General features: G+C 55.7%; 17 protein-coding genes. 6 read left to right on the top strand and 11 right to left on the bottom strand.

Translation table 11 applies throughout. The annotated features are described in order from the left end of the window. From ACSQ3N_RS26270 to ACSQ3N_RS26285, 4 genes are all read right to left on the bottom strand, one after another. On the bottom strand, positions 1-2,860 hold a 2,860-nt coding region (locus ACSQ3N_RS26270), incomplete at its 3' end, for a Tn3-like element IS1071 family transposase (RefSeq protein WP_436137074.1). 299 nt (positions 2,861-3,159) lie between these two features. Continuing rightward, on the bottom strand, positions 3,160-3,579 hold the full coding sequence (locus ACSQ3N_RS26275; RefSeq protein WP_436137075.1) for a hypothetical protein: 420 nt from the start codon (positions 3,577-3,579) through the stop codon (positions 3,160-3,162). Between the two features lie 2 nt (positions 3,580-3,581). Then, positions 3,582-4,184 carry a hypothetical protein gene (locus ACSQ3N_RS26280; RefSeq protein WP_436137076.1) on the bottom strand — a complete coding sequence of 201 codons (603 nt, stop codon included), beginning with the start codon at positions 4,182-4,184 and terminating at the stop codon, positions 3,582-3,584. After that, positions 4,181-5,173, bottom strand: coding sequence for a StbA family protein (locus tag ACSQ3N_RS26285; protein WP_436137077.1), 993 nt, complete (start codon positions 5,171-5,173; stop codon positions 4,181-4,183). Before ACSQ3N_RS26285 ends, ACSQ3N_RS26280 begins: the two co-directional genes overlap by 4 nt. A 593-nt stretch (positions 5,174-5,766) precedes the next feature. On the opposite strand from ACSQ3N_RS26285, the gene mobI reads away from it, so the two are divergent. Then, positions 5,767-6,237, top strand: a complete 471-nt coding sequence (mobI, locus tag ACSQ3N_RS26290; RefSeq protein ID WP_436137078.1) for a conjugative transfer protein MobI(A/C) — start codon at positions 5,767-5,769, stop codon at positions 6,235-6,237. A 1,131-nt stretch (positions 6,238-7,368) separates the two neighbouring features. Here the strand turns inward: mobI and ACSQ3N_RS26295 are convergent. After that, positions 7,369-7,644 (bottom strand): hypothetical protein, encoded by a 276-nt coding sequence (locus ACSQ3N_RS26295; protein WP_436137079.1) that lies wholly within the window; start codon positions 7,642-7,644, stop codon positions 7,369-7,371. A 596-nt stretch (positions 7,645-8,240) separates the two neighbouring features. On the opposite strand from ACSQ3N_RS26295, the gene ACSQ3N_RS26300 reads away from it, so the two are divergent. Next, on the top strand, positions 8,241-8,459 hold the full coding sequence (locus ACSQ3N_RS26300) for a hypothetical protein (protein ID WP_436137080.1): 219 nt from the start codon (positions 8,241-8,243) through the stop codon (positions 8,457-8,459). Between the two features lie 4 nt (positions 8,460-8,463). Here the strand turns inward: ACSQ3N_RS26300 and ACSQ3N_RS26305 are convergent, their stop codons facing one another. Continuing rightward, positions 8,464-9,759: a Y-family DNA polymerase gene (locus tag ACSQ3N_RS26305; RefSeq protein WP_436137279.1), complete on the bottom strand. Its 1,296-nt coding sequence runs from the start codon at positions 9,757-9,759 to the stop codon at positions 8,464-8,466. Between the two features lie 11 nt (positions 9,760-9,770). Then, positions 9,771-10,223: a LexA family protein gene (locus ACSQ3N_RS26310; protein ID WP_436137081.1), complete on the bottom strand. Its 453-nt coding sequence runs from the start codon at positions 10,221-10,223 to the stop codon at positions 9,771-9,773. Positions 10,224-10,478: 255 nt separating this feature from the next. Here ACSQ3N_RS26310 and ACSQ3N_RS26315 point away from each other — a divergent pair, with 255 nt between their 5' ends. After that, positions 10,479-12,401 carry a DUF4209 domain-containing protein gene (locus tag ACSQ3N_RS26315; RefSeq protein WP_436148018.1) on the top strand — a complete coding sequence of 641 codons (1,923 nt, stop codon included), beginning with the start codon at positions 10,479-10,481 and terminating at the stop codon, positions 12,399-12,401. Positions 12,402-12,438: 37 nt separating this feature from the next. Here ACSQ3N_RS26315 and ACSQ3N_RS26320 read toward each other — a convergent pair whose 3' ends face one another. From ACSQ3N_RS26320 to ACSQ3N_RS26330, 3 genes are all read right to left on the bottom strand, one after another. Continuing rightward, positions 12,439-12,846, bottom strand: a complete 408-nt coding sequence (locus ACSQ3N_RS26320; RefSeq protein WP_436137083.1) for a hypothetical protein — start codon at positions 12,844-12,846, stop codon at positions 12,439-12,441. After that, positions 12,833-13,084, bottom strand: coding sequence for a hypothetical protein (locus ACSQ3N_RS26325; RefSeq protein WP_436137084.1), 252 nt, complete (start codon positions 13,082-13,084; stop codon positions 12,833-12,835). The genes ACSQ3N_RS26320 and ACSQ3N_RS26325 overlap by 14 nt, the downstream gene beginning before the upstream one ends. A gap of 364 nt (positions 13,085-13,448) precedes the next feature. After that, positions 13,449-14,738, bottom strand: a complete 1,290-nt coding sequence (locus tag ACSQ3N_RS26330; RefSeq protein WP_436137085.1) for a hypothetical protein — start codon at positions 14,736-14,738, stop codon at positions 13,449-13,451. 438 nt (positions 14,739-15,176) lie between these two features. Here ACSQ3N_RS26330 and ACSQ3N_RS26335 point away from each other — a divergent pair, with 438 nt between their 5' ends. Next, positions 15,177-16,352 carry a CaiB/BaiF CoA transferase family protein gene (locus ACSQ3N_RS26335; RefSeq protein ID WP_436137086.1) on the top strand — a complete coding sequence of 392 codons (1,176 nt, stop codon included), beginning with the start codon at positions 15,177-15,179 and terminating at the stop codon, positions 16,350-16,352. On the opposite strand, the gene ACSQ3N_RS26340 is transcribed toward ACSQ3N_RS26335, so the two are convergent. Further along, positions 16,306-16,950 carry a hypothetical protein gene (locus tag ACSQ3N_RS26340; RefSeq protein ID WP_436137087.1) on the bottom strand — a complete coding sequence of 215 codons (645 nt, stop codon included), beginning with the start codon at positions 16,948-16,950 and terminating at the stop codon, positions 16,306-16,308. The two genes, ACSQ3N_RS26335 and ACSQ3N_RS26340, sit on opposite strands and share 47 nt — an antisense overlap. Before the next feature lie 32 nt (positions 16,951-16,982). On the opposite strand from ACSQ3N_RS26340, the gene ACSQ3N_RS26345 reads away from it, so the two are divergent. Together ACSQ3N_RS26345 and ACSQ3N_RS26350 are read left to right on the top strand one after the other, a co-directional pair. Next, a complete protein-coding gene (locus ACSQ3N_RS26345) occupies positions 16,983-17,522 on the top strand; it encodes a YgjV family protein (RefSeq protein WP_436137088.1) in 540 nt (179 codons plus the stop codon). A gap of 195 nt (positions 17,523-17,717) precedes the next feature. Beyond that, complete coding sequence (locus ACSQ3N_RS26350; RefSeq protein WP_436137089.1) at positions 17,718-19,190, top strand: hypothetical protein; 1,473 nt, start codon at positions 17,718-17,720, stop codon at positions 19,188-19,190. The last annotated feature ends 2 nt before the right edge of the window (positions 19,191-19,192 follow it).

Here is a 19,192-nt window from a genome sequence, read left to right on the forward strand (position 1 = left end):
CATAGCGGTCAACCGGGAAGCGAAACACACCCCGCAAGTTGATGCTCTCCAGCCTGGTGGGCGCAATCTTCCCGATCAGTTCCGGTGGAATGACCTGGCGGCGGTTCGACCAGCGATCCAGGACCGCCTGCATCTGTGAGGTATTCCACGCCATCACGATGTTGGCCATCAGGCTCAACGCATCGGCCACAGCCTGCATTTCATCGACACGTTTGGCCTGCGCCGGGCTGATCCGGCCGGTATAAATGGCGCGCTTGAGGGCGTTAACAGCCTCGCCCCGATTGAGCACCCGGCGCAACTCGTTCCTGAAAGCGTCCTTGACAAAGTAGTCAGCCAAAAACGCCGTACGCAGCAACCGCCCCAATTGCACGCCAGCCTCATAGATTGGATCGCCCTGGGCGGCAGAACCGAACCGCGCAAGAGCTGCCACCGCACTGGCATGTCCGCTCATGACCGAGGCTGCCAGGTGCACCAGACTATCCCAATGCTTTTCGATCAAAGCGACGTCGACATTGGCTTCGCACACCGCAGCGATTTCTGCGGGCACTTTGGTGCCGCGTGGCACAAAGAGGTGGCGCTGTTTGAGTTCCTTCAACCGCGGGCAAAGATCAAAACCAAGCAAACGGGCATGTGACATGGCAAAGTCGGTGTAGCCATGGGTATCCACAGCAAGCTGGCTGGTCTCCAGCTTTTCTTGGCGGATGACACCTTCAATGGCCACGCCCGCCTGGCGCTCATTGAGCACAAAGGGCTGCGCATGGAAGATGCCCCACCGGTCTTTTACATGGGAGTAGATTCCAATGGAAGGTGTGTTGCGCCGAGGATCAAGCCGGGCTTGCCACACCCGTTTGGTGGTCTCCATGCTCATCATGTCAGAAGATGCCAAATCGGACCGCCCCCAGGTGGCGGCAATCGGGTGTCGCTGCATGAATTCCAGCACAGCCTGGCAGGCCTGGCTCAGACGCCGTTCGTCCCGCGCCCAGCGCATGGCCTGGCGAATGCTGGTGGCAGACAATTGCGGAATCATGCGCGCGCATTCGACCGCAGTCAGACTGGTGCCGTGGGCCATGATGCCGGCATAGACCATCAGCAGCTCGTCGGTAGAGCGCGGCTCACGTCCGAGCATGATCCAGCTAAAGCGCACCTGGGCGTCAACGGCCAGAATCACTTCCGGCAATTGAACCTCACCGATGCGGTGATCCAAAGCCGCGCGCAGCTTGGTCACTTCTGGGTCTTCGTCCTCTGCGGGCAATGGCGACAAATGGAGTTCATCATCCACGCGCAGTACGCCACTGCGGGCTGCAGCGGCCACCGCATCGACACCGGCAGTTACTCTGGCCAGCAAAGGCTTCAAGAAAGTGGCAGCCTTGCTGGGTAACGATAGACGGGCATAGTGTTTCTTGGACTCTGCCTGCCAACGCTCGTCCGTGAAGAACAAGCGCGCACGACCCCGAAAGCTCAGGCTGTGCTCAATCCAGACCGAGCCATTGCGCACCGCGCGGCGCAGGGCAAACAGGGTGGCCACCTCCAACGCCTGAAACGCCCGTTCCCGGTCTGGGCTGGAGATCGAAACCTGCCAGATCATTCCCAGACTTGGTGCCACCACTTCAACTGGCAGCTTTCTGGATCCTTTGAGATATAAAGCTTGCAGCTTGGCAAGGTACTCGATGGCAGGATGCTCGCCGGTGGCCTGCCAGGGCAGCTTTGCAATGGCGACGAGCAACGACCGCACGGGGCGAATTCCATCAATCAATCCCTCGCGGACCAGGGAGGCCCTGCTCGGTGGTTTGCGTTTCTGGGTTTCGGTGATCAAGGCTTCAAGACGGGCACGCAACTCAGCATCTGGCACCGCACCTTGCGCGCTCAAGGCAACAAGTTCGCCGAGCAGCGTTTTGTACATTGCGGCCCAATTGACGGTAGCGGGGACATCGGCGGCAGCCTGACGCCACAGATCGGCGATCCGGCGCTGCACCATAAGGATCAACTGGTCTGTGGTGGTGAACAGGCAATACCGAAGAAAGCATGCGACCTCCACGGTGCGCGCTGGCTCTTTGATCTTGGCTCCGGCTGAGGGCGGCCTGGAGACAAGTCGGCGCGCGTAGCGGCGCAAGATGAGATCGGGGATGTCTGCCAGGTGCTTATGAACGTCCAGCGTGTAAAGCAGGTCGATGCGCTCCAGTACCTCGCTGATTTGGCGGGTTGAGTGTTTCGCCGGTGCAGCCCATAGCCAACTCTGCTGGGTTTGTCCATCTGGGCGCAGCTCTGAAACTGAGGCTCGCCAGCGATCAAGTGTTGCTGGATCAACGCTGGCGGCGATGGCGGTGCCTGTTTCAACTTCAAGCTGGGCAAGTGCCGCCGCAATCAGTGTCCGAATTGCCCGCTCGTGCACGATCACCAGCTTGTTCTTGTACAGCCATTGACGCGCCCGCACGAGTAGCTGATCGCGGTCGGCGCAGCGCGCCACTTCGTCGCGCAGTTCACGTACCAGTGAGCGGCGCTGGTGCTCGCTCATCCACTGGAATCCAAGGACCGTGCAGGCTACTTGTTGGTGATCGAATAGCGTGCGCCCGCGTTCATACATGGCTCTCAGCGAGGCGACTTCTGGTGCTGCAATGCCAAGCTCGTTGCCAAGGTGGCGCCACAAGGCTACTGGAATTACCCGAAAGGCACCGAGCAAACGCCCACTCATGCGCAGGAAACCAATATGGAGCGCCAGACCAAGCTTGTGGGAATCACCTCGGCGTGCATTGATTGCGTCGCGCTCGGCACCATCGAAGGTGAAAAATGCCTTCATCTCGAAGTCGCTGATATCGCGGGGGAGCCCACGCATCCCCAAAAACGTTGTGTGCCAACCCTGCATCGTGAACCTCAAAAGTGGGAGGCCACCATACCCGTTTACAAAGCGAACAGGAAAGTCAATGAAATCAACGGTCTACCCAGACCACCCCCGCGCCAGTGCTAGCTTTGCGTACCGTCACTTATTGCACTGAAAACGAGGAGACCCCTATTACCCAGCTTCGCTGCCAGGATGATGCGAAAGAAATGGATCGGCCCATTACCTAGCGAGCGTCGTGCCGCTGAAATCCGCGAAGTTTTTGTCTCGTGCTGGCAAACGGCCAACCAGCGGCACGGCCACATCCCAGCGAGGGAATTTACCCATCACGCGTCTTTTCTTGACTCAGGGGGCACCTTCGCCACGCGAACGGCCATGTCAGTAAGGGCGACTGCCTGAAGATTCCAAAGTGTGTCAGGCACATAGCTCCAGGCGAGTACAGAATTTGGATACACGGCAACCGGTGATCCACGCTCGTCTAGAACAAATGGGAACTCGCCCTGCATGTAGATTCGACCATAGATAACAGTGACGGTGGGTTGCATCATGATCTGTAGCGCCAACCCTTCAAGATAACGCTTCGGGTCGCCCGCTATCACCTCGATGTATTTCCCTTCGTGCATCGCAAACCACTTTCTGCACGCCATAGCCACCATTTCACCCTCTGGCGGCTCCCCCATGTGCCAGCCGTTCGGGGCATCCTGCTGGGTTTGAGTAGGTGATGCCTTCTTTTTTGAGTTGCTCATAATCAATCTAGACCGCCGAGTAACTTTGCGAACTTACGAACTTTCGACCCTACCGCGTTGGCGTCCATTTCTTTTTCCCTCCCTTCGCCAGAACTCTGAGCTAATGCCGCGTTCTCGCCTGACAACGATGCTGATGATGGCACCACGACAGAGGGAGTTTCAACCTTGCGTTGTGGAAGTTCTCTTTGCTTGGACTCTGCGATTTGTACATGCGGTGTTTTGGTTGGGTGCGGATTGACGGAAGCGGCCGAAGTCACAAGCCCACCACTTTCTATTTGCCATCCAATCGCTGCCAATGATCGCAACCTCTCTGCGCGAAAACGAGAGGGTGTTGCTTCAATTTCAGCGTACAGACGCGGCTGGGCCGCGTTTAGCACCACAGCGAATTTCAGCGGCTGGCCCGAAGCCATTAATTCCGCATCTGCAGTCTTGACCGAGACAGGTGCAGAGACAACTACAGAACCATTCTCGACCTGTAAGCCCAGCAGAGCCAAGATTCTCAGTCGCTCAGAGCGGACCCCTTCAGGCACCTGACCCAAAGCGAAGATAAGTGTTGGGTAGGCCTCAGTAATCGCTACGACGACTTTGAGGCTCCCCTGTTTCATGTGGATGCGCCCATCAACCAGAACCCGCGGGCATTCGCCAAAACTGGGTCTTTGGGCGTGACAACTTTAAGCTTGGGAAAAGCGCCCTGAATAGCGTCATGGAAAAGTGGGGCACCACCACCGACTAACACAACGACGTCAGGCGACATGGATTCAACCCGAAGAGACTTTTGAATTGAAGTCGCTGTCACCGACGCCAGCGATTCACTAGCCTTCGACAGGTACGGCTTCAATTCCACACGATCTCCAGCCAGAAGAATTGTGTCTTTGCCATTCCGAAGTGCATTTTCAATAGCCTCTATAGATGGCTTGGACCCATATTCTTGAGCAATCAGAATTCCGGCTTGCTCCAGAAGCACTGATGAAGCCTTGATGCTCGTTCCACTGGATTGACGCTGAAGTTGCCCATTGCTCACCAGCACCCAGTCGAGCGAATAGAAACCTGGGTCCACCACGAGAACCCGGTGCTCATCGGTAATTTCGACGTGGTCATTGTCTGCTTGAGCCTGGTTAATGTAGTCCAGCATCCCACCAATTGGCTGTGCAACGACTTTCACTTTTTTGACGATCACAGTCCGCTTTGGCGTGATCTGGTGCTCACCAGTGAAACGCATTTCCAATTCTTTACGGCGGGCGTCGTCTTGGAACTGATTGACGGGTAAACCCGTCACCAGCAAGTCGATTTCTTTCATTTCGGAAAGCAAGAGGCCAGCATGAAATAGCGCCTTGTACGAATCGGTTTTTGCATAATCGGCATGAAGTGACCTCTCCCACATCTCAGCCCGATCAGTGGAAACGCCCGCGATAAATGGGACTCCATCTACCATCACATGCAAAAACTCATCTTGCGACCGCCCGTCAAAGCGACTTCCAAATCGATCCGCTGGGGCGGCACCCGCTGGACGCAACACTGTTTTCATTTTGCCATCAGATGGACCGTACGCCAATTTCAGACCTGAGTAGCCGATATCAATGCCAACAACGTTCATTTTCCCTCCTGTGCAATATTGCAATTTAATTGTACACGAATTGCAATCAGCAATTCGCATCACCATCACCACAGTCGCCCCTCAGTACGCAGGTCGCTACTAGGTCTGTCGCTCCACAGTCGCTCCTAATCCGTGCAAGCTACGTACTCCCAACCAAGTTCGACTTGAACCCCAGAAACTGATGCAATTCAATCCTGTAATAGGATGGATCTACCCCACAAATCCCCCCTATAGAAGACTCTAACAGGTGAGCCTGCGAGACACATTCGTTTGATGGTCTCTCACTCCTAATAGTGTGGATTGACCGGGTGAATCCATCCCGACTATTGTCATGTGTCTAGACGTCCGCCGCTTCGTTCAACCCCACTGCGCGAATTTTGGTGCTTAAGATACTTCCATCCTGTAGTCGGATGGATTGACTGGGTGAATCCATCCCGATGAGGCCGCTACCGTATTGTGTATGCTAAGATGAACGGTACTTCCATCCTATTAGGATGAATTTGGCCTGGTACATCTATCCTGAAGAAACGATCCGCTAAACACCTCGGAGCTATAGGATGGAAGTACCGGGTAGATCAACACACGGTAAACATATGGATGTACCCCACCCTGAGAATTCCGTCTACACCAATGCAATGGACGCTATCGAGGCATGTGTCCGGGAGCTCTTTGACGAAGCCGTGAGAGCACAAGACGGGTACTTGAGTCACGTTGACGCTGTCGAAGCTAAAGCCAAGGGTTGGGATTCCCGTAGCACCCTTCAGCTCTCGTGCACCAAGAAAGGCAACTCGTTAGACCTTAAGTGGACCGGCATCAAATGGTACGGACCCAAGAACAAGCGAGTGAGCATTCGAGTACCCATCAAGAAAGGTATTGATGGCTCATTCAGTATTGACAAGCTCAAGGAGTTCGCAAAAGATTGGGAGATAGATAAGGTCGTTGAGACCGAAAGGAAACTTCAGGTAGTACGACGAAAAGCAAAGCACATTGTGAATGCAGCGACGTCGATTCGACATGTCATGAGGTTTCCAAAAGAGTCCGTCGATGAAGCATCCTCGGATTGACTCAGCGAATTGGGTGGATGCTCGATGGGTCATTCAACAACTGTCGGCTGATGGCGGGACCATGTAGATGCATATCACCCCGTTTTCATTCGGGGGGCGCCTTTCTAGTCTTCACGGCCTTTATTTCCCGGCCTTATGAGAAATGCATTAAGGGTCGATGCTCTCTCTTGATGTTTACTGGGCCCCTTGGCTTCAGTACCTGAGTTTTCGGGCTTGCTTCCCCTCGATTTGGAGTTCGGTTCCCCGGGCTGTCTTTCGAGGTGCTGGTTTCGAGGCCTTAAATTCGATTTGCACCCTTCGATTCCGCTATCGTTTTCACGGGATGATGTTTTAGTGCTTCCACGGCTCCGATGGACTTCATCCCGCGCCCGCCTGCTTTCATTTCCCCCGGCGTGTTGATACTGGGCTTATGAGAAATGCATAGAGTGACGTCTCAGCGCTCCTCCCGGTTTAATGTTCTCGGGCTCGATGGAGTTGGCGACTATGAAAGTGCATTGTTTTCTTTCTGCCGCGTGCGGATGGCTTTGTCCGCGTGGATATGCAGGCTGCTGATGGTTTTCGGTCGCCCTTCCGTTTTTCCCGACGAAACGCCCCCGACGTCACGGCCAAAATCGGGCTCAGACCTGTTCCCGGCGCCGTAATCAGGATTGCTCGGGCCGTTCAATCTCCCTTGGAATCCTCGCCGCCAACCTCTCTGCGTTACGCCGGCTGCTTCCTGGCTTCGGCTTCTGGCACGGGCCTTTGGTCGACCTGGCGCTTTGTCCCGGGCTTCCCACTCGGAAGGCACCGACTGGCTGGGTTGGGTTTTGGGGGCTAGAGGTTCCGCGCTACGGTGTTCTGACACGAGCTGCAGCCGCCTGCTGCGCCCGGCGCCTGGGCCCTTCGCCTGTGGGCCTGCCTTCGAGCGGAATTCACAGGGTGATCGCTCTTCGCGGCTGTACCCCCGGTGGTGGGCGGACTTTCCCGCCTTGACGCGTCAAGATATGAGGCACGCGATTGCAGGCCCGCCAAGGGATCGAAAACGGGCGCCACAGGGTGCAGGGTGGACTTCGGCCTTCCGGGGCTTCCTGGCCGTCCTATGGCCTCACAGCCTCTACCCCGCTTTTTGATCCCGATGCGGCGCACTCTGGGCTAAAAGGGCTTTCCGCCTGCTTCAAATTCATCTTTTGGTTTTGATGGCCCGTATGGCGGCAATAGCCGCCGTATTTGCGCCCCTGCGTGAATAAGAGCTTCATTGATTTCTTCGGGCGCCAAAACTCGGGCGTTGTCCATTGACCCGGCCCAAACTGACCCATCCAGGAAGTCCACGGCTTTTACTCGCTCAGTTTCCTCATCAACTGAAACAACCAATCCTTCCGACGAACAGCCGTGTCCGCAGTCGAACTCGATTACGTCGTAAAGCTTCATTTTGGCCTTTGCTCAGAAAAAACCCCTCAGCCGGGTCAATGCTGCTCCGAATAGGTGTCCGATTCCATATAAGACGAGCATCGTGGGCGCCGCAATCACCAAATAAGCCTCAGGCCACGACAGCGTGCGCAAAAAACTCGTCGCTCCCATTTGATGCAGCCAAGAGCCCTGTATTGCGATAGGCAGTTGCATTAACACATAGCTGCCTTTGGAGTCTGCCTTATTTGCAATCGAATAACAGACACAAAAAGCAGCTGCCAAGAAGTAAACACCCGCAAGTGTTACCCCGAATCGACTGAGTCGGAATTTCCGTTCGCCCGCCATTTTCATTGATTGAATCCTGTTGTCTTTTGCTTATATGACATTTTCTGATTAACGCTAGTATCCGTCAATGCGCCAACTTACTTTTATACGCGCTTTTCATTGAAATCAACCTCTCCCGCTCGACAGCTCGGAAACATGAATTCATGCTCCTGCTGCTTTGATCCAGTGAAGGCTCTTTCAGGATTAGTGGCATCAAACCGGCGTGACGGTGGCTCAGGTTTGACCCACAATGGGGAAACTGAGCCTGGTAGGCTTAATCGAAAGGAACTCTCGTGGACAACTGGCTGAAACGAACCCACGCGCTTGGGATTGAGGATTTCGAAGAAATGGCTCGTTCGCACGGTGTGCTCGCCCCGGATCAGCAAATGAGTCGCGAGCTGCTTGCCTTTACCGTTGCGGTGGTCGAGCAGTGCGCCTGCATCGCCGACTCGTACTCGACGGACGATGATGAAAATGCCGGGGATCACATTCGGTCGTTGGTCCCTGGTTGAACCTTCACGCTCGCGCGATGGGAATGTCTGCCAGTCGCGTCGTGTATTGCGGCGTGCGGCGCTCCTGCCGCATAGCCCACTGGTGTTCTTCGGCCATTCCCGCGCTCCCTACGAAAACCGTTCGCTTTCCGTATCGGGAATTGATTCCGTCGATGGCACTCATGAGCCCCGACATGTCCTTGCCGGTTGGCTCCTCCAGATCCAGCTCACCTTGGTGCAACGTCGATGGGCCGAGATCGAGCAGCATTACTCCCGCTTTGGCCAACTGGAACCCTGGTTCGTAGATGCGACGCATCCCCTCGCACGCTGCGGCCACGAGCAGTTGGGTATCGGCCGTGGGTCTGCGAAGCGGAACCACCATCCCGCGCGAAAACTGCGGCGTTTGACGAAACGGCGAGGTGTGGGCAAAAACGTATACCTCGCCGGCGTAGCTCCCCTGCTTGCGCAGCTTCTCTCCGGCGCGCGAAGCAAATTCGCTGACCGCCTCAAGAAGCGGCTCCAGCTCTGTCACGGTCTTGCCAAAGGACCGCGTGACCGCGATCTGCTTTTTTTCACTGGGGATCTCTTCCATCTCGATGCAAGCCGTTCCTCGCAGCTCCAGCACGGTCTTTTCGAGGATGACGCTCCACCTGCGGCGGACTGTCGGCGCATGCATCTTGGCCAGGTCGAGCGCGGTGAGAACTCCGGCTTCTGCAAGCTGGGCCCCGATGCGGCGCCCCACTCCCCACACCTCGCCGACGGGCGTTGCCCCAAGCAAGGCTTCGAGGTCACCGGGAGATTGGGCGGCAAGATTGCAAACGCGCGCTAGGTGAGCCGGATAGCTTCCAGGCTTGCGTTCGGCACTCTTTGCAATGTGATTGGCCAGCTTGGCGAGCGTTTTTGTCGGTCCAATACCGATTCCGCAAGTCAGTCCAGTCCACTGCAAAATGCGAGCGCGGATTTTGAGACCCCTTTCGACCAAGTCGCCACGGACGCCGTCAAGGCTGACGAAACTTTCGTCTATCGAATATACGGATTGTATAGGTCCATAACCCGCGGCAAGGCTCATCATTCGATTGCTCATGTCCCCGTAAAGCTGATAGTTCGAACTAAGGCCCACCAAACCATCAGTTTCCACCATTTTCGCGACCTTGAACCAGGGGTCGCCCATTTTTATCCCAAGTTGCTTTGCAAGGCCATTTCGAGCCACGCAGCAGCCGTCATTATTTGATAATACAACTAACGGCTTTATTCTTAGGCTAGGTCTGAAGGCTTCCTCAGCACTACAATAAAAGTTATTCGCATCAATAAGGGAAATTATCGGCATGATAATTACTTTCCCTGCCGGAAACGCTTTATCGTGGCAGTCACAACCCCCCACACCTCGATTACTTGCCCGTCCTTGGGCACTATGTCGGGGAAGGTCGGGTTGGCCGCAACAAGCTTGACGCGGCCATTCCGGCGCCAGTAGGTCTTGCACGTGAACTCGCCGTCAATCACAGCTACGACCACGTCGTTGTGGGTGGGGCGCAATGCCCGGTTCACCACCAATAGATCTCGGTCAAAGATTCCTACCCCCTGCATGCTGTCCCCCCTGACGCCGATGAAGTACGTTGCCTGAGGGTGCGTGATGAGGATCGAGGCCAAGTCCAGACGGTCAACCGCGAAGTCCTCTGCCGGCGATGGGAAGCCTGCGCGCACCGTGGCGCCCGCCAGCGGCAACTCCAACAGGCCAGACTCGATGGCCAGGGGTTGCGGTGCTATGAGGAGGCGATCACTGTACATAACTACAGTATAAGGACCACCTGCGGGTTTGGGTAGGATGGACTACCCTCCCCCCTCCCCAGGAGTGCTCCCTTCCTGTAGTGCGAAGCACTCACGATTTGCGGACGTCGCAATCGGCCGATGGTGTTATAGCCCCAGAAGTACGCAGCCGAGCGCCAGCGAGGCGGCGACGTCGTGTAATCCAAATAGCTTTTTTTGGGTTGCCACGGGTGGACGGGTATCTGAGAGCATGGGACTGACGTCGACAATGTGACATTGACCATTTTTCTGCGTTCGGTGGGTCGACGGACAGCCGCCAATTCCTCGCCCATCACCCTTATGTTCTCCGACCATCGCCCTCACGACGCAACCGAGATCACCATGGAGGATTTCACTCCGAGCTGTTGGGGCTTGGAACCTGGTCCTCCTCGTAGCGTCGACGACTGGTGGACCCTCCTTCGAGACCTGGGATCACAGGCACACAAACGAGGTGAATTCCGCACAGCAAGAGCGATCTATCTCCTTGCCGATGCGTGTTCGCTCCAGCTGCGCGCGGAGTTCCGGAATGAACCTTTTCACCCGAGAGCTCGCACCGAATTCAACATGCCGCGCGACGTGGGCAGCTTTGAAGCGTACGTTTCGCTGATCGCCAGCGTCTACCCTGTTGTGAATGACGCAGCGCTCAGGGCTCGCCTGGCGGATATTGCATGGCTCGCCGGAAAGCCCAAGAGAAACCCCCTGCATGCACAAGCTGCCATGCAAGCCTATTTCAAGATGCCCCTCGACCTGGATTCATGGCTGACACTTGGCAGTGAACAATGCTGGCGTCGCGGGCTAACGCTTGCATTGCAGGTGTACAAGAGGGACGAAGGCGAGAAGTACATTTCAAGCGTTACCGACAAACTCGTGGGTGTTTGTGAATCTGAGCTGGCACCTGGCAACGAGACGAACATCAGCTTGTCGGTCGTCGGCATGTTGATCGATTTCAGCCTCGGCTCGACCAGTTATCAAAGCCTGGCTGGGCTGCTGGTGGATCGCTCAAGACAAGCACGCATTCAGGGAAACTTTTATCAGGCGACGGCTCATCTCACTCTTGCAAAAAGACTGTATCGCCTGCTGCACGACCATGAAGGTACTTCCGACGTTTCGGTCTTGATCTCTGAAATTTACATTGATGAAGCCACACGACGCATCAGTGCGCCACGTCCAAGCTTCTTCTCGGCCGTGGACTGGTACAACGATGCACGTCACGAACTACTGACGATTCCAACGCGGCTTCGCGCTACCAGGGGCGTTCAAGCCAAACTTGATGAGCTGTTGCGGCTTCACGGTGAAGCGCAAGCAAGGTCGCTGGAGGAATTTCCTATCGGTCATGGGCCTTCATGGGATTTAAGCGAGGTCGCGGACGCAGCTATCTCCTCTGTGGAGAACAAAGAACTGCTTGACGCTTTGCTCGCCTTCTCAGAAATCCACCATTGGACTCACTTCGCCTCAGCCCGCCAGGAAGCGATACAGAGCTTGGAGAAATACGTCGCCGGCTCCTTGTTCGCCACAGTAAATCTAGCTGACGGAGGGCGCGTGGTGCGTAAAACGCCAGCCTATGACACCGGCGCAACAGCGGACAGCGGTACGAACAACGCCGCGATCTCGCGCAAGATGGTGGAGCACCATATGATCTCGGTGAAGCTCGTCTGTCACGGGGCAATCCTTCCCGCGTGGCATCAGCTTGTTCTGGATCACCTCATCGAGGAACAGGATCTCTTGGGGATTTGCTCGTTTTCCTCGGTCGTCCCAAACGAGCGTGCGCCATTGGTGGCCAAAGGACTGAAGGCGGGGTTCGAAGGAGACTTTGACACCGCACTCCACCTCTTGGTACCACAGCTGGAACACATGGTGCGTTGTCAGCTCAAGCGTAAGAATGTCGTAACGGCATGGCCGGAAGAGGACGGCGTGGCAATGGAGCACGGCTTGAGCACACTCATCGCCAAGCCTGAGATGTTGTCCATTTTTGGCCCAGACAGGACGTTTGAAATCTCAGCCGTCTTTTGTGATCAGACGGGCCCCAACATTCGCAACGACTTGGCTCACGGCCTTCTTCCACCTGGTGCGCCAAGCAGTCACCAAGGTATCTATGCCTGGTGGATGATCTTCAAGTTGGTGTTTGAAAACTACTGGTATTCGGCTCCCGCCAAAAACTGACCTTCCCTGCAGCCGAGATTCTGAATCGCCGTGTCTCCTACTGAGGCGGCTTCCGCCGTCGGAAAACGCTTCCCCCCTCGCGCGGCGGGCCCAGTGGCAGCTCAATGAATTCTCGTGACACCAGCCGTTGAAACGCATGGCCCTGGAATTGCTCCACCGGCGTGATCTGGATCTTCACTCGATCTGCGTAGACCTCCAGCTCCACCAATGGGACACCCAGCGGCGACAAGATTGCGGCTCCCCGAGCGCGTTGCGCTCTTTCATGCTCCTCGGCCAAGCGCCTGGCTGACATGGTCTCGGGCGTCTGCAAGTGCGCGTCCAGTTTGCGCACCAACTCGGCCGTGATCGGAACGTGCGGCAAGCGCTTGAGGTAGGCGGACACCTCCTCCAGCAGCTTGAGCGTGTCGTTCAGCGTCGCCTCAGCGCTGATCTCAGGTGTGGTCATGGTTTTCCGCGTGTTTGATCAGCATGCACACCGCTTGGTAGCTCTCCATCACCATGAACGTGCGAGAGCCGCGCTGGCCGTCCACGCCGTTTATCTGCTCGGTGAGAGTGATTTTGGTTTTCACCCCTGAAGGGTAGTTGGCGTGGGTCACGTCCACGACCGTAGCGATCAATGGCACCTGCAACAGGGCGCTACGCGGCACCACGAGGGTATCGCCAGAATCGGTGACAACCGTCACGTCAATGCGGGGTGGGGTCAAACCCATCATCGGCCCAGCAGGTTGGTCACTTCATGCCTCGCCGTCGCCGACAAAGGATCGAGGCAGACAAAGTGGCGACCCACAGACACTGCGACGGACAGATCAAACACCACATGGAGCTCCTTCATCGCTGAAAGAGACCCGTCTTCAAGATGTTGAAGTCGGCAAGGCGTAACGGCAAGAGTGTTGTTCATTTCGCGGGCGTCACACCATACTTATCGGCTAATACTAGTAATATTACCCGATAAATCGATCACTGGACAATCCAACAGGCCACAAGTGAATAAAACGACGGGATGGATCATGGCAAAAAACTATGCAGCGCCACCCCAAGTCGCATTTATTACTTAATTTCCTTATCTATTGCCTTTATGAGCTCTGCCAACATAGGGTTTTGCCCTTCCGGAGAGGCCAGATAGTCAATAGGAATCTTTTGGGAATTTGATAAACGACGCACAAGAACCTCAGTATCACTTGACGTGATGCAGAGATTTTTTGCATGATTGGTTTTGATCTGCATTTCAGCGGGGGAAATTTGACTCATAGAAATGTGGCCCCATTTTGCATTTTGGTTATCGGCAGGTGATTGAAATGGATTTACAAAACCGATTGGAGAGCCTAATGTTGGTATCGAGGCCGTATCAAACGGGTTTGAGAATCCAGGTGTTCCCGTTGTCGACATTGGCGGCGCTGAGCAAAAAGAAGTTCCACTAATGTTCTGAGTGGCCCATACAAGGCATCCCCTCAATCGACTTGCAAGTGTGCGTTGGTCGCTATCAGGAGTTTCGAGATTTGCAGCCAAGCATGAGTCACACATGCCGATTGCGTTCATTCGAACAATAGGCTCAAGGTCTCCCAGGATGTTTGGTTTACCGAGAACACTGGCACACGAATTCTTTCTTGCGGAAGATATTTCAACGGCCCGTTCCGTTCTCAAGGGAACTTGGCAAGAGACTGTATTCGCCAGTCGCACAATAATTGTTTCGCTACCAGTGTTTTGAGGTACCTCACAGTGCATAGACGTGGGTGAGTATATACCTGGAACAACTCCTTTTTCACAGGATAAACCTGCTACACCGCCAACCGAGCTGACTGTATAGTTAGATGGTACCTCTTGCACAGCAGGCGTATAGCGCAGATTGATCACCATATTCCGGCTAGATTGAACGGCATTGCACTGCAGACTTTGAATCGCCGGAGTGCCTATTTTTTCAAGCTCGACCTTTTTTGCGAGGCATTGCTCGTACTGCCCTGCCAGTGTTTTTCCACAATCAGCGCTGAAAACCTCGCTATATGTCTTAACGAAGCTAGAGGATTCCAATTTCTTTATCTCTTCGCGACATATCTCGGTCGAATATTGAGCGGAGTTCCCATAACCAAATCCCACCGGACCAACTTCCGGAATAGGAATACTGAAATTAAAATTTGTCCCACTTGTGCTGCCATATTTCATGCAATTGAATGCCCTACTGTAAGTATTTAGAGCTGATGCATTCACGCTTGTATTTGTCAGTTTACAGCTAGACAGTTGCTCAGCCATACACTGCAGTCCACTTGTTTTTTCTTGGGCCTGAACCTCTCCAATTCGTATTAAAGAAAAAATAGCCACTGCGAAGATAACCAGCTTTCTCATACTTCCCTCTCCTTCTTGAATGGTGAGTGCGCAGTTCTAGGCGGCAGCATTGATTTGCCGAACCGCCTACTCAGCCCTCGCAGCATCTCAGAAATATCAGCTTCGTCAAGCGTAGCCTGTGCAGACACCTTTGCGTGTCGTAAAAATTTTGAGGGCGAGAACTCAGTCACCGACGGGTCGCCCGCAGCATCTCCAAGCGAATAACGGCCTCCACCCTTAAACAGAGGCGTTTTGCGTGCTTTTCGCCCCCCTTTACGCGGGGGCGGCTTCGGATAATCCTAAGCGGCATTGACCTCAGCCTCCGACAGCTGAACGGCTGCGCGTACAGCCCTCCCCTCGGAGATCAGTGCCTAGACCCGCGCACCCGCGCGCCTGCTTTTGGTTCAAGTGGGCATGGGCCGCGACAGCTCCTAAAGTCCAAGCCGAAAGCGAATTCACATGCACCAGCCCCTCCCACTCCAGGGAATCCGAGTTGTCGATCTCAGCCGGATTCTCTCTGGCCCGTACTGCGCGATGCTGCTGGCGGATCTGGGCGCTCAGGTGTTGAAGGTGGAGTCCCCGCAAAGCCCCGACCAGGCGCGCAAGTGGGGCCCTCCTTTTCACCGTGAGCAGGTGGCTCCGCACTTTCTCGCAGCCAATCGAGGCAAACGGCTGATGCATCTGGATTTGCAAGACCCGACGGATCTGGAGCACATCCGTGAGTTGATCGCCAAGGCCGACGTGGTGGTGGAAAACTTCAAAGTGGGATCGCTGAAGAGACTGGGGCTCTGCAAAGATCAGCTCATGCAGGAGCACAAAAAACTCATCTGGTGCTCGATCACCGGCTTTGGGGGCTCTGGCCCATTCGCGCACCGCCCTGGGTACGACGCCATTGCGCAGGCCGCTTCCGGGTGGATGAGCCTGACTGGCAACGCTGATTGCGGTCCGATGAAGGCAGCGCCGCCGATCCTGGACCAGTCCACCGGTCTTTTCGCTGCGCTGGGCATTGTGGCCAAGCTCCACCAGCGCCAGGCCACCGGCCAGGGCGGGCAAGTGGAAGCGAACCTGTTCTCCTCGGGGTTCGCGCTCCTTGGGCCTTTCGCTCAGTCCACATTGCTCACTGGGCGCAGCCCGACGCTTGTCGGGAATGCCAACCCGTTTATCAGCCCGTTCGGCCGTTTCCTTTGCGATCAGGGCACCTACCTGATGCTGACCATCGGGTCCGATCAGCAATTCACGACCCTCTGCAATTTGCTGGGAGTCGGAGAGCACGTTGCTCTCGACTTCGCCGAGCACCACGTGCGCCTAGATCGTGCTGGTGAGCTGAATGCCATCCTCCAGGTGGCGTTCTCACGCCTGGATGCGCAGGAGTGGGAGGCCATTTTGGGATCGCGAGGAATCGCCTGCTCCAGTGTCAATTCCGTCGTCCAGGCGTTGGCTCATCCACAAGTTGAACCACTGGGGCTGGTTCAGAAGGACCATCTGGGCCAGCACCAGATTGCCACCCCAATTTTTCTGAATGGCTCTCCTCTGTGTTCGCACTCGCCGGCACCAATGACGGACGAGGCGATGAGTTCAAAAGACGCTTTTAGTTGGTTTGGTGTTCAACCAGTTGCCAGCGCGGTGCATTTTTAGCCGCCAAGTATTCGTTTATCTTGCACAGAGTGTCGATAAAGTCTTCGCGATATAGCCAATTGAGCATTAGAGAGTCGTCGGCAACCTTTACGGTACTCATCAATGCTGACGGCACTTCTTCAAAGCGGTAACCCAGTTGCTTCATGGCTTCGATATTAGGGGTTCCTTTGGCCTGCGAGGAGCAGAAGAATTCCCAGCCATCCTGCAGTGCCTGTCCAACAAAACAGGCCCGGAGAATGTGATTAATACACATGCCTCGGGCTTTCTCAGCGGTAGCGAGGCGCATAACAGTAGCGCAGGGGAACTGAAGGCTGCGGCCTTCCAGGCTGGCGCCGACCGCTTTCTCCAGCGACTGCCGGTCCTGGGAGACTGCGATGGCCACTGTTCCGAGCAGCGTACCGGGTTGATCATGGGGCTCAGCCACAAGAACGACAGTTCCTTCGGGGTCGGATGCCATTTTCAGGCGGTCGTAGTCTTCAGCCGCGAACCATGTCGCACTTTTGTAAGCGCCAATGCGCAGCAGATCCACTGATTCGATATCTTCGTCTGTGGCAAGACGAATGATCAGTTCTGGATTTAGATTTGCAGGTTGCATCATTTATAATTTTCAGGTATCGGGGAGTGGATTGGATGGAAAAAATAGACTGGTTATTTCTCTCAGCCCATGCGACAGGGATTATCGCATTAGTCCTGAACGTTGCGGGGCTTATCGTCAAAAATGATTCTGCATTACGCAGAAACGCCTTTTGGGCGTCGTTATTTACCATCGCACATAACGCGTCGATTGGTTCTGCAACAGCTACAGCGTTGTGCTCAATAATCTTTCTGCGCAATTACATGGCCATTCGCCCAGATAAGCTGTCGTTGCGGAAAAAGGTGGTTCTGTGCAGCGCATTCATGGGCGCAACGTGGGTTGCGGCTGCGGTGACATGGAGCGGGCCGATTTCGGTAGTCCTTGCCGTGGGCAGCTCGTGTGTCACCTATGCCTTTTTCTTCCTCGCTGGGGTCCGACTCCGGCTGGTGATCGGCATGAACTGCCTGCTCTGGCTCTCCAATGCGATCATTTATGAGTCACCCTGGCAGTTCGCGACCGGGTGTTTGGCTGCTGGTGCTGCATTCGCAGGGGCATGGAGGATTCACAGACATCACGCGCAGACACAGTCGCCCTGAAATGCCGCGAAAAGTGCTTAAACGCAATCCGTGCAGAGGCCTCCTTACCCCGAACTGGTGAACCAATTCAACGGCTTACGTGCTTAAACGCAAACCGTGAGCGCTATGTGGGCTCCGCTGCGGCAGGAAAGCCCCGGCTGGTAGCCCCCTGCTTTCGCCTATCGGAAGCAGCGAAAATAGATCCAGGAGACCCCAATGCCCGCAAAAATCTACGACGCGGAAATGCAGTACCTGCTCATCGAGCAGGCCCGGAATGTGGGGCTCGACCCTAAGAAACGCGTCACGCCGTACGACAGCATTGCCGCCGAGGTTGATCCCGGGCTGACGCCTCTGCTGGTGTATTCCATCGTGGTCCCGGCTTTCCGATGCCAGATCCGCATGCTGGTCGATGCCGCCGCCCCCATCTCTGTGTCGGAATTCCTCAATCAGGCGTGGGGCATCAATCGCATGCTTGGAATGCCCCAACGGCTGGAGATGAAACCCTGGCTACTGGAGTCCGACCGGGGATTCGTCGGATGGGCCCAGGAAATCGACGTGCAGTGTGGTCCCGTGCAGCACACCAAAGCCATCGCCGCCTATTCATCCTCCATCCTGGATGTGGCATTTGCCGCGCTGGACGGACGAGGCCGGGGCGAATCCCTTCCCCAGCCTCTCAGCGATGCCAACGATGCTCTCGCTGCCTTTGACAACCGGGCGATTGAGGTCATGGTGAAAGGGATGCGGCCAGGAATGAAACAGGCCGATCTGAGCATGTTCTCGCACTGGCTCCACCGAGGCCAGGGCTACCTGCATGAGCATCACACCGTAGAAGCTGACTGGGACTCGACTGCCTTGGTTTTGAAGATCAGTCCGCAGAAACAAAGAGCCTTTGCTGAGCCCGTCTGGCTTGACCACGAAGCCCCGGCCCTCGAAGCGATCATCGCAATGTGGCCATCCGGTTCCAAGGTCTTCTGCGAAGAGGTCGGTGTCACACCTGCAGACATGAAGGCATGGCTAGCCCTGGAGGCCCCCATTGGAGAAGAGGAGTACCAGACCCTCGTCGGCATGCTGCCAGTCCGGGATGAAGAGGGTCCGGAGGTGTTTTTCGATGCCGACGGCGGGTGCCTGCTGGTCGCTGGGACCGTAGGTCACGCCACGACCGCCTACAACGCCCTGACAGGCAACGGTGAGGTGGGCTTCTGTTTTGAGGCAGTGAGCCCCACCACGGACTTTCAGGGGTTTCGCGTACTGCTCTTCCTGCCGGAGTCGGGTGACCTCACCATCATGCTGTTCAAGAAGGGCGGTAAAGCTGAGCCTGCTCTCAGCCGGAGCGAGCTGGTCAATTTCCAGGGACCGATAGCCGTACCAGCCGATATGGCCACTGCGCTCGATGTGCTGGTCCGTGACCGAGCCACTGTTGCCGACCCCGGCCACGCGGGTTGCGCCTTCTGGGACGAATTTGACGAGTGGCTCACCACTGTCGAAATGGTGGAAACCGGCGCCGAGGAGGATTGCGAGAGCGCACTTCATGTCGCCTCCGACTTGATCGCCCAACACTGGATGATGACTTCGAACGCGGGGTCGATGATCGAAGCGGCCTTGGCGATGGGACCGCCTAAAGAAGCCATTCAAGAAATCGTTCGCATTGCTTTTGCCGAGGGCTTTCGCTCAGGCACAAAGTGGAGATGACA

The sequence above is a fragment of the Acidovorax sp. LjRoot194 genome (assembly GCF_964253015.1).
Classification (GTDB): domain Bacteria; phylum Pseudomonadota; class Gammaproteobacteria; order Burkholderiales; family Burkholderiaceae_C; genus Acidovorax.